We start from the raw sequence: 14,023 nt of genomic DNA, 5'->3' as shown, positions 1-14,023 counted from the left end.
GAGGCGATACCTAAATATCTTTCGCGGAGAACCAGCTATTTCCCAGTTTGATTGGCCTTTCACCCCTAACCACAAGTCATCGGAGCCTTTTTCAACAGGCACCCGTTCGGTCCTCCAGTGAGTGTTACCTCACCTTCAACCTGCTCATGGCTAGATCACTAGGTTTCGGGTCTAATACAACGAACTTGACGCCCTATTCAGACTCGCTTTCGCTACGCCTTCGCCTATCGGCTTAAGCTTGCTCGTTAAATTAAGTCGCTGGCCCATAATACAAAAGGTACGACGTCACCCAGAACGTATCTTGGGCTCCGTCTGTTTGTAGGTGTCCGGTTTCAGGTCTATTTCACTCCCCTCGTCGGGGTGCTTTTCACCTTTCCCTCACGGTACTGGTTCACTATCGGTCGCTGAGGAGTACTTAGGCTTGGAGGGTGGTCCCCCCGTGTTCAGACAGGATTACACGTGTCCCGCCTTACTCGTGGATACATCATCGCATTACTCGTACGGGGCTATCACCCTCTGAGGCCCTGCTTTCCTGACAGGTTCCGATTGTCTTTGATGTATCACTGGCCTGGTCCGCGTTCGCTCGCCACTACTAACGGAGTCTCGATTGATGTCCTTTCCTCCAGGTACTTAGATGTTTCAGTTCCCTGGGTTTGCTTAAAACCTCCTATTTTATTCAGAGGTCTCATACCTTCTCTTGATAACCGGAAATCCAAAACCTCGCGGTTTGATTTCTCGCATTTCTGGTCGAACCCCAACACACAAGGTCTTGGAGTTCCGGCTATCGAAGGTGGGTTTCCCCATTCGGAAATCCGCGGATCAAAGCTTCTTCGCAGCTCCCCACGGCTTATCGCAGCGTAGCACGTCCTTCATCGCCTCTCAGCGCCAAGGCATCCACCGAACACCCTTAAGGCACTTGATTGCTCTCATTATCAATGTCCACACACTCGGCAGAATGTTGTCTGCACAACCGCCCGAAGACCGAAGTCTCAGGCACGCATCCTCGATGAATGCGATTGCGCAGCCGGACATTGACTAGAAAGACCAGCTTGCTTCGTAAGATCGGCCCGATAGCGAGGCGGTCAAGCTTCGCTAAAAGGGATCATTTACAACCCGCATCCAATCTCACGATTGAAGCGAGCGCCGAAATGATCCCGGAGATAATGAATGGCTCAGGCGAATTGCTTCGCTTGATCCAAACTCGGATCGATCTCCTCTTTACGATGTCAGAAAACACGCACGTCACCGTCCATCCGGACCAATGAGTGCGAAGTGATGTTTCGCGGACGAAATGAACGAGGCGCTATCGAGCTTCAATTCCATCTGGTGGAGCCAGACGGGATCGAACCGACGACCTCATGCTTGCAAAGCACGCGCTCTCCCAGCTGAGCTATGGCCCCGTACCAGAAGACGAATGCTCCGCACTCGATCAAAATGGTGGGCCTGGGAAGACTTGAACTTCCGACCTCACGCTTATCAAGCGCGCGCTCTAACCAACTGAGCTACAAGCCCCTAACACGAGAGACATGCCGGCGCGCACTCGACCTGAAGTCGGTACATCGCACAGCGCTCAGCCCCTGGCGCGTGTTCGTCCGCGAAGAAAGAGAAACGAAGACGGCGAAATCCCGCCAATGGAGCTCAACAATCCTGAAACTGTTGGCCCCTGAATGTTTCTAAAACGATCCGATAGATAGCGTGAGCTGATCTGAAGGATCATCCTTAGAAAGGAGGTGATCCAGCCGCAGGTTCCCCTACGGCTACCTTGTTACGACTTCACCCCAGTCGCTGACCCTACCGTGGCCGGCTGCCCCCTTTCGGTTAGCGCACCGTCTTCAGGTAAAACCAACTCCCATGGTGTGACGGGCGGTGTGTACAAGGCCCGGGAACGTATTCACCGTGGCGTGCTGATCCACGATTACTAGCGATTCCAACTTCATGGGCTCGAGTTGCAGAGCCCAATCCGAACTGAGACGGCTTTTTGAGATTTGCGAAGGGTCGCCCCTTAGCATCCCATTGTCACCGCCATTGTAGCACGTGTGTAGCCCAGCCCGTAAGGGCCATGAGGACTTGACGTCATCCCCACCTTCCTCGCGGCTTATCACCGGCAGTCTCCTTAGAGTGCTCAACTAAATGGTAGCAACTAAGGACGGGGGTTGCGCTCGTTGCGGGACTTAACCCAACATCTCACGACACGAGCTGACGACAGCCATGCAGCACCTGTCTCCGGTCCAGCCGAACTGAAGAACTCCGTCTCTGGAGTCCGCGACCGGGATGTCAAGGGCTGGTAAGGTTCTGCGCGTTGCGTCGAATTAAACCACATGCTCCACCGCTTGTGCGGGCCCCCGTCAATTCCTTTGAGTTTTAATCTTGCGACCGTACTCCCCAGGCGGAATGCTTAAAGCGTTAGCTGCGCCACTAGTGAGTAAACCCACTAACGGCTGGCATTCATCGTTTACGGCGTGGACTACCAGGGTATCTAATCCTGTTTGCTCCCCACGCTTTCGTGCCTCAGCGTCAGTATCGGGCCAGTGAGCCGCCTTCGCCACTGGTGTTCTTGCGAATATCTACGAATTTCACCTCTACACTCGCAGTTCCACTCACCTCTCCCGAACTCAAGATCTTCAGTATCAAAGGCAGTTCTGGAGTTGAGCTCCAGGATTTCACCCCTGACTTAAAGACCCGCCTACGCACCCTTTACGCCCAGTGATTCCGAGCAACGCTAGCCCCCTTCGTATTACCGCGGCTGCTGGCACGAAGTTAGCCGGGGCTTATTCTTGCGGTACCGTCATTATCTTCCCGCACAAAAGAGCTTTACAACCCTAGGGCCTTCATCACTCACGCGGCATGGCTGGATCAGGCTTGCGCCCATTGTCCAATATTCCCCACTGCTGCCTCCCGTAGGAGTTTGGGCCGTGTCTCAGTCCCAATGTGGCTGATCATCCTCTCAGACCAGCTACTGATCGTCGCCTTGGTGAGCCATTACCTCACCAACTAGCTAATCAGACGCGGGCCGATCTTTCGGCGATAAATCTTTCCCCCGTAAGGGCTTATCCGGTATTAGCTGAAGTTTCCCTCAGTTGTTCCGAACCAAAAGGTACGTTCCCACGCGTTACTCACCCGTCTGCCGCTGACATATTGCTATGCCCGCTCGACTTGCATGTGTTAAGCCTGCCGCCAGCGTTCGCTCTGAGCCAGGATCAAACTCTCAAGTTGGACTTGAAACCTTGAACCGGCTGATCACAACGTTTGACGAGGTCCCACCATTCTTCGTCGACCGAAGTCAACGAGCCGCCTGCGATTCACATCGTTGGCAGCGATGGTGTAACCTTTAAAACGTGTACCGCCGAAGTCTTTCGTCCACTCTCAGAAGTCAAAAGCCGAAGCTTTCAAGTATTCCGAGAGACGCAAGGACTCCGCCGTCCACGTTTCTCTTTCTTCATCTTCACTTGTCAAACAGCCCGGGATCCGATGACCCCACACCCTTAGAGGGTGGTTCTACCCTTCACCGGCCGACGGTGAACTTCAACCGATTTATGTCGGCTGTTGTGTCACTCATCGAAGTGAGGAGCATCAGTGGCGCGTTCGCTCGCCTTGGTCAGTGACCCGGCGGCGCCGCGCTCAGTGGTTGGTTTATAGTCCGCACCCCTCGGGATTGTCAACGGCCATTGTCAACAAATCGTCGCACGCCCAAATCGCTTGTGCAGTGCGAAGAAATTCTCGTGCTTTCCGTGGCTTAGGTCGGAGGTAAAAATTCGCCACCCAGCCCTCGCGGCAAAAAACTTTAAAAAAAGTTCGTCGCCGGGCAGCCCGTGAGGCCCTCCAAAACGGGTTCCGACCGCCCCGGGGCCGGGCGGCGCGCATCGACCTGCTTTCAGGGAAGCTTTTCCACCTCAAATGCCGCACTTGAGCCACAATCCTGCGACGTTCTGGCTATAACGAATGCATTGAACCGCTCGTAACCTGTGGGGGCTGGGGCGGTTTTTCTGGGGGACCAGGCGATTTTCTCCAAGAATCCGTCGCCTCTTCCCTTCGCGGCCGAGCAACATCGAGAGATCTGCACACCATTGACGTTCGAGATCGCGGCTAGCTAATGGCCATCGGCTTCTCGAATTCGATGCGTGTAGCTCGCCACACTGCCGCGATTCCTCTTCGGGGGATCAAGGTGGGGACGAGGACGAGCTGAGGTCGATCGCAGTTGCTGGAATTTGGGGGGATATCGGGTTGAGCCAACGGGCGTCACGCGGAAGCGGAATTGGGCGCGAGACCGGGATGATCGATCTCGGTCACGAGCCGCCGCTTTCAGTCGACGGCACCGAGGCCGCGGTGATCGACCGTCGCCGTGTCTCCGTTCAATGGTTTAGCGGCACCATTCTGACTGGACTATGTGGCGCGGCCCTGATCGGCGGCGCCGTTTTTGCGTCGCTCGACGGCGAGATGACCTTCGCCAAGGTGCCGGAGCGTGTCGAAGGCGCGCTCCGCGGCGCGTTCACCGGCAACGATCGCGTCGTCAGCCTGCACAAGGGTGACCGCCTGCCGCCGCCCAGCGAATCCTCCGCCTCCCGCAGCCTGGTGCGCGTGTCGACCGTGACCCGCGTCGGCAATCGCGACGTGATGCGGGTGCGGCCCTTCATCCGAATTTCCGGCAATCTCTCGATGACCACGAGCGACCTGTCGGCCAAAATCCCGGCGTTCAACGCGCAGCGTCTGCTGACCGATGTCGGCTCCGACACGCCGGCCGCGGCCGAGGATCCGAATGCCGCGGCCGAGCCCGACGCCGAGGTCTCGTTCGTCACCAAGGATCTCGGCTCAGTGCTGCCGAAGGCCAAGCTCGCCGCCGTCGTCGCGCTCGACGACGTGCTGATGCGGGTCCGTGACGCAGCCAACTGGCGCGGCTCCGGCGGCTCGGTGCGCTACGCTTCACTCGCCAATGCCGCGGCTGACGCGAGCGGCGCCGGCCCCGACATGAGGATGGCCTACGCCACCGAGGGCAACACCTCCGATCCCTATGCCGGCTTCGAGACCCGCGTGGTGCCTGAGAACGTCACCCTGCTGCCGAAGACCAAAGAGCAGGTCACCGGCGGCAATCCGGTCGGCGAACGGGTTCACGTCGTCAGGAAGGGCGACAGCATCACCTCGATCCTGCGCGATCAGGGCGCAACGCCCGACGAGGCGAAGGCGATCGCCGCAACGCTCGGCCCGCGTGGCCGCGAGGGCGGCCTGAAGGAAGGCCAGAAGGTACGAATCCTGATGGCGCCGGCCGCGCCCGGACCGAATGTCAGGCTGCAGCCCTATCGCGTGATCGTCGCCAACGAATCCGTCATCGAGGCCGTCGCTGCGCTGTCCGATCTCGGCAAATACGTTGCCGTCGACGTGCAGAGCATGAACACCGTCACCGAGACCGCCGACAATTCCAGCGACGATGACGAGGATGATGGCAGCGGCGTGCGGCTCTATCAGAGCATTTACGAGACCGCGCTGCGCAACAAGGTGCCGCCGACCGTCATCGAAGACATGGTCAAGATCTACTCCTACGACGTCGATTTCCAGCGCAAGGTCCAGCCCGGCGACTCGTTCGACGTGTTCTTTGCCGGCGAGGACGAGGGCGTCACCAGCACCGAAAAGACCGAAGTGCTCTACGCCGCGCTGACCGTGGGCGGCGAAACCAAGAAATACTACCGATTCCAGAGCTCCGACGACGGCCTCGTCGACTACTATGACGAGACCGGCAAGAGCGCGAAGAAGTTCCTGGTACGCAAGCCGGTCAACAACGCGATCATGCGTTCGGGCTTCGGCGGCCGCCGCCACCCGATCCTCGGCTATGTGAAGATGCACACCGGCGTCGACTGGGCCACCGCCTACGGCACGCCGATCTTCGCGTCCGGCAATGGCGTGCTCGAGAAGGTCGGATACGAGGGCGGTTACGGCAAATATATCCGCATGAAGCATGCCAATGGCTACGAGACCGCCTACGGCCACATGTCGGCCTTCGCCAAGGGCATGGAGATCGGCAAGAAGGTGCGGCAGGGCCAGGTGATCGGCTTCGTCGGCTCGACCGGCCAGTCGACCGGCCCGCACGTCCACTACGAAATCCTGGTCAACGGCCGATTCGTCGACCCGATGCGCGTGAAGCTGCCGCGCGGCCGTTCGCTCGAAGGCCCGATGCTGGCGAACTTCGAGAAGGAGCGCGACCGGATCGAGGCCCAGATGTCCAGCCGCGGCAGCTCGCGAATCGTCTCGGACGCCACCAGTTCCACGTCGCAGACGCGCTCCACCACCAACCGCTGACGGCGGAAACCTCGCTCAGGAAGCCGTTCCATCCGGAACCATCCGCGCCGGTCAGGCTTTGTCCGCTTAGGTAAACCTTGCAGAGGAGGCGCGCATGGCAAGCCTCACCCGCGACGATGTGCTGAAGGCCGTCGGCTCCGCCGACGACGTCACGATCGCGAGGATTATCGCGTCGGGGGCGACGATCACCGAGCTTGCCGAGGCGCAAGCCTGGCTCGCCAATGACGAGCCGCTGATCAATGCCGGCAAGCCGCTGGCCACCGGCCGCGCCCGCGAGCTGGTCGATATCCTGTCCGAACTCGAGCCCGGCGAGGACGACGAGCCGTCACCGCCCATCGCCCCGCCGGAATGACGGGTCCGGCAAGATTTACGGCGCGAGGCTGGCGCAGATCAGGAACACGATCCCGATCGCGGTCAGCCCGAACGCCACGGATGCGAGCGGGAGCAGCATGTCGATGGTGGCATGGGTGCTGTTGATCGTGCTGCCCCAGACCGCGAATTCGCCGGTCCGCCACTCCCGGAACGGAATCGACCGCTGATGCAGGTCGTGCCGATCGTCGTATTTCTGCCGGATCAGCGAAAGCACCCACGGCAACAGCACCGCGACGAACAGCAATACGCTGACGAACATCAGCGACAGCTCGACGTCGTCCTGACGGTCGAACAATATCCATGCCGCCACCGCGAACCACGCGACGAGGCCGGCGGCTACGCCGTAGACGCGGGGATGAAGATCGTCATAGACGGGCCGGTTATGGGCAATGAGGTCTCTGCTCATGCAATTCGCCTGCTGCTGAGGGCGACCGGAGGTGTGGCTTTGCAGGATGATGCAAGGCGGCGCGCGAATCAGCGATGCGATTCGGACCGAATACTTCCCTTTGCAGCTGCGCGGGACGTTTGCCACGCCAGCCGATCATCAGGATGAAAACGAACGCCGTCCCGAGGCGGTTTCATTAATTCGGGCTCACAAAACCGGCCGCCGAACAGGAACTCCGTCGCATGCGGCCCGCCGATGTCATGGCGATGGATGCGGCCTGTCGCCAGGCCGCATCCGGTTTCGCTATCGAAACGCTCAGTTCAGCTTGCGCTTCGAGACCGGGGCCTCGAACTGCACGATCTCGGCGGTTTTGGGCACCTGACCGTTGAAGGTCAGCACGTTGCCCTTCTCCGAGATCACGACTTGATCGCCGTCCTTGACCTCGCCGGCGAGGATCATCTCGGCCAGCGGATCCTGCACGCTGCGCTGGATCACCCGCTTCAGCGGGCGGGCGCCGTAAGCCGGATCCCAGCCCTTCTCCGCGAGCCAGTCCCGCGCCTTGGCGTCCAGCGTGAGCTCGATCTTGCGATCCTCGAGCAGCTTGGTCAGCCGCGCGAACTGGATCTCGACGATACGGCCCATCTCGCTCTTCTGCAGGCGGTGGAACAGGATGATCTCGTCGATGCGGTTCAGGAATTCCGGCCTGAAATGCGCCCGCACGACGCCCATCACCTGATCGCGGACCGCCGCGGTGTCCTCGCCCTCCGGCTGATTCACCAGGAACTCCGAACCGAGATTCGAAGTCATGATGATCAGCGTGTTGCGGAAGTCGACGGTGCGGCCCTGACCATCGGTCAGGCGGCCGTCGTCGAGCACCTGCAACAGCACGTTGAAGACGTCGGGATGCGCCTTCTCGATCTCGTCGAACAGCACGACCTGGTAGGGCCGGCGCCGCACGGCTTCGGTCAGGGCACCGCCCTCGTCGTAGCCGACATAGCCGGGAGGCGCGCCGATCAGCCGCGAGACCGAGTGCTTCTCCATGAACTCGGACATGTCGAGGCGGACCATCGCGGTCTCGTCGTTGAACAGGTCAGCGGCGAGCGCCTTGGTCAGCTCGGTCTTGCCGACGCCGGTGGGGCCTAAGAACATGAACGAGCCGGTCGGCCGGTTCGGATCCTGCAGGCCCGCGCGGGCACGGCGCACGGCGGTTGCCACCGCACGCACGGCTTCAGCCTGGCCGACGACGCGCTTGGCGAGACTGTCCTCCATTTTCAGGAGCTTGTCCTTTTCGCCCTCGAGCATCTTGTCGACCGGCACGCCGGTCCAGCGCGAGACGACCTGCGCGATGTGGTTGGCGGTGACCGCCTCCTCCATCATCTCGCCGCCGCTCGGCTTGCTGTTCGCTTGCGCCTCGATGTCGGCGAGCTTCTTTTCCAGCTCGGGAATCCGGCCATAGGCCAGTTCGCCCGCCTTCTGGAATTCGCCGCGACGCTGCGCATTGGCCAGCTCAACGCGGAGCGCGTCGAGTTCGCTCTTCAGCTTCTGGGCATTGGAGAGCTTGTTCTTCTCCGCGCTCCAGCGCGCCGTCAGCGCCGTCGATCGCTCCTCGAGCCCTGCGAGCTCCTTCTCCAGGGTCTGCAAGCGGCTCTTGGAGCCGGCATCGTTCTCCTTCTTCAGCGCCTCCTGCTCGATCTTCAGCCGGATGATGTCGCGATCGAGCGAATCGAGCTCTTCCGGCTTCGAATCAACCTGCATCTTCAGCCGCGCCGCCGCCTCGTCCATCAGGTCGATGGCCTTGTCCGGCAGGAAGCGGTCGGTGATGTAGCGGTTCGACAGCGTGGTCGCGGCCACCAGCGCGGAGTCGGTGATGCGCACGCCGTGATGCTGCTCGTATTTGTCCTTGAGGCCGCGCAGGATCGAGATGGTGTCCTCGACCGTCGGCTCGCTGACATAGATCGGCTGGAACCGGCGAGCCAGCGCCGCATCCTTCTCGACATGCTTGCGGTACTCGTCGAGCGTGGTCGCACCGATACAGTGCAACTCACCACGCGCGAGCGCAGGCTTCAGGAGGTTGGACGCGTCCATTGCGCCGTCGGTCTTGCCGGCGCCGATCAGGGTGTGCATCTCGTCGATGAACAGGATGATGCCGCCCTCGGCCGACGAGACCTCCTGCAGCACGGATTTCAGCCGCTCCTCGAACTCGCCGCGATATTTCGCGCCGGCGATCAAGGCGCCCATGTCGAGCGACAGCAGCTTCTTGTCCTTCAAGCTCTCCGGCACGTCGCCATTGAGGATGCGCAGCGCCAGGCCCTCGACAATGGCGGTCTTGCCGACGCCGGGTTCACCGATCAGGACGGGATTGTTCTTGGTCCGCCGCGACAGAACTTGAATCGTGCGGCGGATCTCCTCGTCGCGGCCGATCACCGGGTCGAGCTTGCCGTCGCGCGCAGCCTGGGTCAGGTCGCGGGCATATTTCTTCAGCGCGTCGTAAGCGTTCTCGGCGGTCGCACTGTCAGCAGTGCGGCCCTTGCGCAGCGCTTCGATCGCCGCGTTCAGGTTCTGCGCCGTGACGCCGCCCTTGCTCAGAATGCTTGCCGCCTCGCTGCCCTTCTCGAGCGTGAGCCCGAGCAGCAGCCGCTCGACGGTGACAAAACTGTCGCCGGCCTTGTCGGCGGCCTTTTCCGCCGCATCGAAGGCGCGCGCCAGCTCCGGCGACAGGTAGACCTGTCCGGCGCCATTGCCCGAGACCTTCGGCAGCTTGTTCAGCGCCTCTTCGGTCGCTTTCAGGATCGCTCTGTAACTGCCGCCGGCACGGTCGATCAGACCGCCGGCGAGCCCCTCATTGTCGTCCAGCAGCACCTTCAACAGATGCAACGGCGAGAACTGCTGGTGACCGTCGCGCATTGCGAGCGACTGGGCAGATTGGATGAATCCGCGCGCGCGCTCGGTGTACTTCTCAATGTTCATTCGTTTTCCCTCGGCCTGCCGTCACCACCATTCAGGCATGGTTCCGGCATCTTCATTGGGTTTCCGCGGGCCGCGTTGACGTTCCTCAACCAGCCTCTGGTCGTCGCCATCATTGTTCAGGCTTGCCGCAGATGTGGGCACTTGGTTCCAAAACGGAAGAGCCACGGTCTGCGATTTCGCCCGATGAAGCTCAGCGCCGCACGATGGCGACAAGGTAGCGGCAAGGCTGAGCGGTTTCGTTACGGAAGACGATGTCCGACGGCGGACCGAGCTCGACGCGGTCGCCCGCAGCGAGCTCGTGGCGCTCCGCCCCTTCCATCAAAGTGAGGCGGCCGCTGATCACCCACACCACCTGGCGGACCAGGTGGTAGGCGCTGGCGGGGAAGCCGGCTTCCTGCCTCGCAGGCAGCTCGATCTCCACCAGCTCCAGCGGATTGGCCGGATGCAGGAACACCTGCCGCCGCAGATAGGCCGCCTTCGGATCTCGCCACACCGGCTGATCCTTGGCCCGCTGCAGGCGGGAATTGCGTGAGGCAACCTCGAACAGCGCGGCCATGGTCAGGCCATAGGCCGTGGCGATCCGCGACAGCGTCGCCGCCGTCGGGCTTGCCTCCGCCCGCTCGATCTTGCTGAGCATGGCCTTGGACACGCCCGCCCGCCCGGCGAGGTCCGCCAGCGACCAGCCGCGGCCCTCCCGTTCGGCGCGAACCCGCCGCCCGAGAGCCTCATCGGCCTTGTCCTCTATAATTGACATATCGTCTTATATAATAGACGATGGGGATCCGTTCAAGAGGCCCGTCAAGGAACCACCGATGATTATCCGCCCCGCCACAGAGCAGGACATCCCTGCGATTACCGCGATCTTCAACGAGGCGGTCGCCAACTCGAACGCGATCTGGACGGAGAAGCAGGATTCCGAGGCCGAGCGGCTGGCCTGGATGACGGCGCGGCAGGCTCTGGGCTATCCCGTGCTAGTAGCCGTCGAGGGAGTGACGGTGCTCGGCTACGGCACATTCGGCGACTTCCGGGCCTTCCCGGGCTACCGCTACAGCGTCGAGCACAGCGTCTATATCCATGCCGATCATCGCGGCCGCGGCCTCGGCCGGATCATCGTCGACGAGCTGATCGCCGCGGCCACCGCGCTCGGCAAGCACGTCATGATCGCCGGCATCGACGGCGGCAATCTCGCCTCGCTGCGGCTGCACGCGCGGGCCGGCTTTGTCGAGGTCGCCCGGATGCCGGAGGTCGGACGCAAATTCGGCCGCTGGCTCGATCTCGTGTTCATGCAACGCCTGCTGGACGCTCCTGGAGCGGCGCGCGCCGACTAGTACCTTCCCGCGGGCGGCAGTTCTCCTCGCACGCCAAACAGGCTAGAGCGGGCGAATGGACAACACGCACGCTTCCTCTGCCCGGATCACCGGCATCTATCGCTATCCCGTCAAGGGTCTCACGCCCGAGCCGCTGCCGCACGCAGAGTTCAAGATCGGTGAGACGCTCCGCTCCGATCGCCGCTATGCGATCGAGAACGGCCCGAGCGGTTTCGATCCCTCGGCGCCGAAATGGCTGCCGAAACCGCATTTCCTGATGCTGCAGCGGGACGAGTGGCTGGCGCCGCTGCGTGCCCATTTCGACGATGACAGCCACGTGCTGACGCTGCGCCGGGATGGCGCGATGGTGGCCCAGGGCGACCTCGAGACCGCGGAAGGCCGCGCCATGATCGAGCGCTATTTCGCCGATCGTCATACCGGCCAGATCAAGGGGCCGCCCAAGGTGCTGGTCAGCCCCGGGCACAGCTTCTCTGACGTGCCGCGCAAGGTGGTCTCGATCATCAATCTGGCGAGCCTGCGGGCGATCGAGGAGATGGTGCAGGCGCCGGTCCATCCGCTGCGCTTCCGCGCCAACCTCTATGTCGAGGGCTGGCCGGCCTGGCATGAAGCCAGCCTGCTCGACCAGACCATTGCGATCGGCAGCGCCCGGGCCAGGGTGGTGAAGCGCATCACCCGCTGCGCCGCGGTCAATGTCGATCCCGATACCGGCGCGCGCGACCTCTCGGTGCCGAACACGCTGATGCAGCGTTTCGGCAACAATGAGTGCGGCATCTATGCCGAGATCATCAGCGATGGCGGCGCCGCCGTCGGCGACACGATTGCCGCTGAGGGACCTGTAGCGTCGTAGGCCGGGCAAGGCGCGTGCGCGCCCCGCCCCGCTTTCGAGCGATCAGTTGGTCGGCATCACATAGGCGTAGATGCGGCCGCGCGAGACCCGCGTCTCGCGGACGCGGTGGCCGCTGTTGCCCGAGATCATGATCGGATTGCCCTTGGCATCGACGCCGGTGATGATGCCGACATGGCCGCCGCCGCGGCGGCTCATCACGGCGATGGCGCCGACCTGCGGTCCCGAAACGCGCGTGCCGTATTTGGCGAACGAGCTCGCCATGTCGGAGCCGGTGCCGCGATGGCCGGTGTGCTGCAGCACCATGTTCATGAAGCGGGCGCACCACAGGCTGGAGCGGCCGGTCGGATTGCCGCCGAGATAGCGGCGCGCCTCGGCGACGATGCCGGACGAGCCGAAGCCGTTTGCCGCAATCACGCCGCCCGTGTTGGGCACGGGGTCAGCGCTGCCGGGCAACGGCGCTGCGTTGGTTTCGATGATCCCGCCTGGCTGCGCGAGTGCGCGGCGCTCGGCGCGCGACAGCCGCGCTGCCTGCCGATAATGACGATGTGCATAGTGACCCGCGTGATGGCCGGCATGGGCCGAATGCGCGTGACGGGAATGATGCGGACGGGCGGATGCCGGAGCGGCGGAGATCACGGCGAGAGTGAGCGAACACAGAGCCAGCGCCAAAACACAAAGCGACCGGCGACACGCAAGCAACTGAACCATACTTCACTAGATCCTCTGTAACACCCCCCAATTCCCCGTCGCGTTCCCAAGGAAACACTCAAGGGAACACGGCGGTTGTTTTGAAAATCGGGATGGCGCGAGGAAGATTTCATGCGGCACTGCGGGACCAATTTCTTGGTCATTTCCGCGATGATTCGATGACGAGAAAGGAACCGGAACTGCCGCATTGCGGCCTTGAAAATTAACTGCAAATCTGGGGGCGGCCAACGAGAGGAGAATTTCAATGCCCTACGCCACGACGAAAGATCATGTCCGCCTCCATTTCGAAGAGGCCGGCAGCGGAACCCCGATCATCTTCCTGCACGAGTTCGCCGCGGATCACACCAATTGGGAGCCGCAGATGCGCTATTTCGCGCGCGGCCACCGCTGCATCGCCTATTCGGCGCGCGGCTACACGCCGTCCGACGTGCCTGCGAGTGCCGACGTCTACACCTACCAGCACTTCTATACCGACGCGCTCGCCGTGCTCGACCATCTCGGCATCGCCAGGGCGCATTTCGTCGGACTCTCGATGGGCTCCTATTCGTCGCTGCAGGTCGCCCTCAACGCGCCGGAGCGCGCGCTGTCGATGACGCTGGCCGCGGTCGGCTCCGGCTCGAGCCTCGAGAATCTCGATGCCTTCCGCGCGCAGTGCCGCGCCAATGCCGAGCAATATGAGAGCATCGGCGCGGTCGAGGTCGCCAAGGTGACGCGCGAAGCGCCGAGCCGGATTCCGTTCCTGGTCAAGGATCCGCGCGGCCACGCCGATTTCTACGCCGCGCTCGCTCGCCACAACGCCAGGGGCTCAGCCAACACGATGCGCAGCTTCCAGGGCGGCAGGCCCTCGATCTACACCATGACCGACGCCATCAAGCGCGCCGCGACGCCGGCGCTGATCCTGTGCGGCGACGAGGACGACAATTGCATCGCGCCCAGCATGTTCCTGAAGCAGCATCTGCCGGCCGCCGGCCTCTCGTTCTTCCCGAAGTCGGGCCACGTGCTCAACCTCGAGGAGCCGGCGCTGTTCAACGAGATGGTCGAGCGCTTCATCGCGCTGGTCGAGGCCGGCCGCTGGCCGGTACGCGATCCGCGGTCGCTGGTGGCGGCGCCGGTGTAGTCCTGTCATTCCGG

General features: G+C 62.2%; 9 protein-coding genes, 2 tRNA genes and 2 rRNA genes (1 of these 13 only partly in view). 5 read left to right on the top strand and 8 right to left on the bottom strand.

What is annotated here, in order from left to right:
- The 4 genes from ACVWZM_RS25240 to ACVWZM_RS25225 all read right to left on the bottom strand — a co-directional run.
- Nucleotides 1-922: ribosomal RNA gene (locus ACVWZM_RS25240) — 23S ribosomal RNA — on the bottom strand (it extends 1,924 nt beyond the left edge of the window).
- A 402-nt stretch (nucleotides 923-1,324) separates the two neighbouring features.
- Nucleotides 1,325-1,400 (bottom strand) — tRNA-Ala (locus tag ACVWZM_RS25235).
- Nucleotides 1,401-1,435: 35 nt separating this feature from the next.
- Nucleotides 1,436-1,512: transfer RNA gene (locus ACVWZM_RS25230), tRNA-Ile, on the bottom strand.
- A gap of 211 nt (nucleotides 1,513-1,723) precedes the next feature.
- Nucleotides 1,724-3,213 (bottom strand): 16S ribosomal RNA (locus ACVWZM_RS25225).
- Together the 16S and 23S rRNA genes with 2 tRNA genes alongside form the textbook arrangement of a ribosomal RNA operon.
- A 1,008-nt stretch (nucleotides 3,214-4,221) precedes the next feature.
- Between ACVWZM_RS25225 and ACVWZM_RS25220 the strand changes: the two genes are divergently transcribed.
- Together ACVWZM_RS25220 and ACVWZM_RS25215 are read left to right on the top strand one after the other, a co-directional pair.
- Nucleotides 4,222-6,285: a M23 family metallopeptidase gene (locus ACVWZM_RS25220; protein WP_225160476.1), complete on the top strand. Its 2,064-nt coding sequence runs from the start codon at nucleotides 4,222-4,224 to the stop codon at nucleotides 6,283-6,285.
- A gap of 94 nt (nucleotides 6,286-6,379) precedes the next feature.
- On the top strand, nucleotides 6,380-6,637 hold the full coding sequence (locus ACVWZM_RS25215; protein ID WP_057017856.1) for a hypothetical protein: 258 nt from the start codon (nucleotides 6,380-6,382) through the stop codon (nucleotides 6,635-6,637).
- Nucleotides 6,638-6,652: 15 nt separating this feature from the next.
- Here the strand turns inward: ACVWZM_RS25215 and ACVWZM_RS25210 are convergent, their stop codons facing one another.
- The 3 genes from ACVWZM_RS25210 to ACVWZM_RS25200 form a co-directional block, all read right to left on the bottom strand.
- The gene (locus tag ACVWZM_RS25210) at nucleotides 6,653-7,063 is read right to left on the bottom strand and encodes a hypothetical protein (protein ID WP_456855193.1); all 411 of its coding nucleotides are present in this window, start codon (nucleotides 7,061-7,063) and stop codon (nucleotides 6,653-6,655) included.
- 294 nt (nucleotides 7,064-7,357) lie between these two features.
- A complete protein-coding gene (gene clpB, locus ACVWZM_RS25205; RefSeq protein ID WP_456855192.1) occupies nucleotides 7,358-10,009 on the bottom strand; it encodes an ATP-dependent chaperone ClpB in 2,652 nt (883 codons plus the stop codon).
- A gap of 190 nt (nucleotides 10,010-10,199) precedes the next feature.
- On the bottom strand, nucleotides 10,200-10,763 hold the full coding sequence (locus tag ACVWZM_RS25200; protein ID WP_076827465.1) for a helix-turn-helix domain-containing protein: 564 nt from the start codon (nucleotides 10,761-10,763) through the stop codon (nucleotides 10,200-10,202).
- Between the two features lie 58 nt (nucleotides 10,764-10,821).
- Between ACVWZM_RS25200 and ACVWZM_RS25195 the strand changes: the two genes are divergently transcribed.
- A complete protein-coding gene (locus ACVWZM_RS25195) occupies nucleotides 10,822-11,337 on the top strand; it encodes an N-acetyltransferase family protein (protein ID WP_456855191.1) in 516 nt (171 codons plus the stop codon).
- A gap of 55 nt (nucleotides 11,338-11,392) precedes the next feature.
- The gene (locus tag ACVWZM_RS25190; protein WP_456855190.1) at nucleotides 11,393-12,184 is read left to right on the top strand and encodes an MOSC domain-containing protein; all 792 of its coding nucleotides are present in this window, start codon (nucleotides 11,393-11,395) and stop codon (nucleotides 12,182-12,184) included.
- A gap of 42 nt (nucleotides 12,185-12,226) precedes the next feature.
- Here ACVWZM_RS25190 and ACVWZM_RS25185 read toward each other — a convergent pair whose 3' ends face one another.
- Entirely contained in the window at nucleotides 12,227-12,892 is a 666-nt protein-coding gene (locus tag ACVWZM_RS25185) for a TIGR02594 family protein (protein ID WP_229189179.1), read from the bottom strand.
- Between the two features lie 244 nt (nucleotides 12,893-13,136).
- Between ACVWZM_RS25185 and ACVWZM_RS25180 the strand changes: the two genes are divergently transcribed.
- On the top strand, nucleotides 13,137-14,009 hold the full coding sequence (locus ACVWZM_RS25180; protein WP_456855189.1) for an alpha/beta fold hydrolase: 873 nt from the start codon (nucleotides 13,137-13,139) through the stop codon (nucleotides 14,007-14,009).
- Nucleotides 14,010-14,023: the final 14 nt, after the last annotated feature.

The organism is Bradyrhizobium sp. USDA 4501 (genome assembly GCF_054062115.1).
Note: the sequence above shows the minus strand (reverse complement) of the source record. Positions and strands in the feature narration are given on the sequence as shown.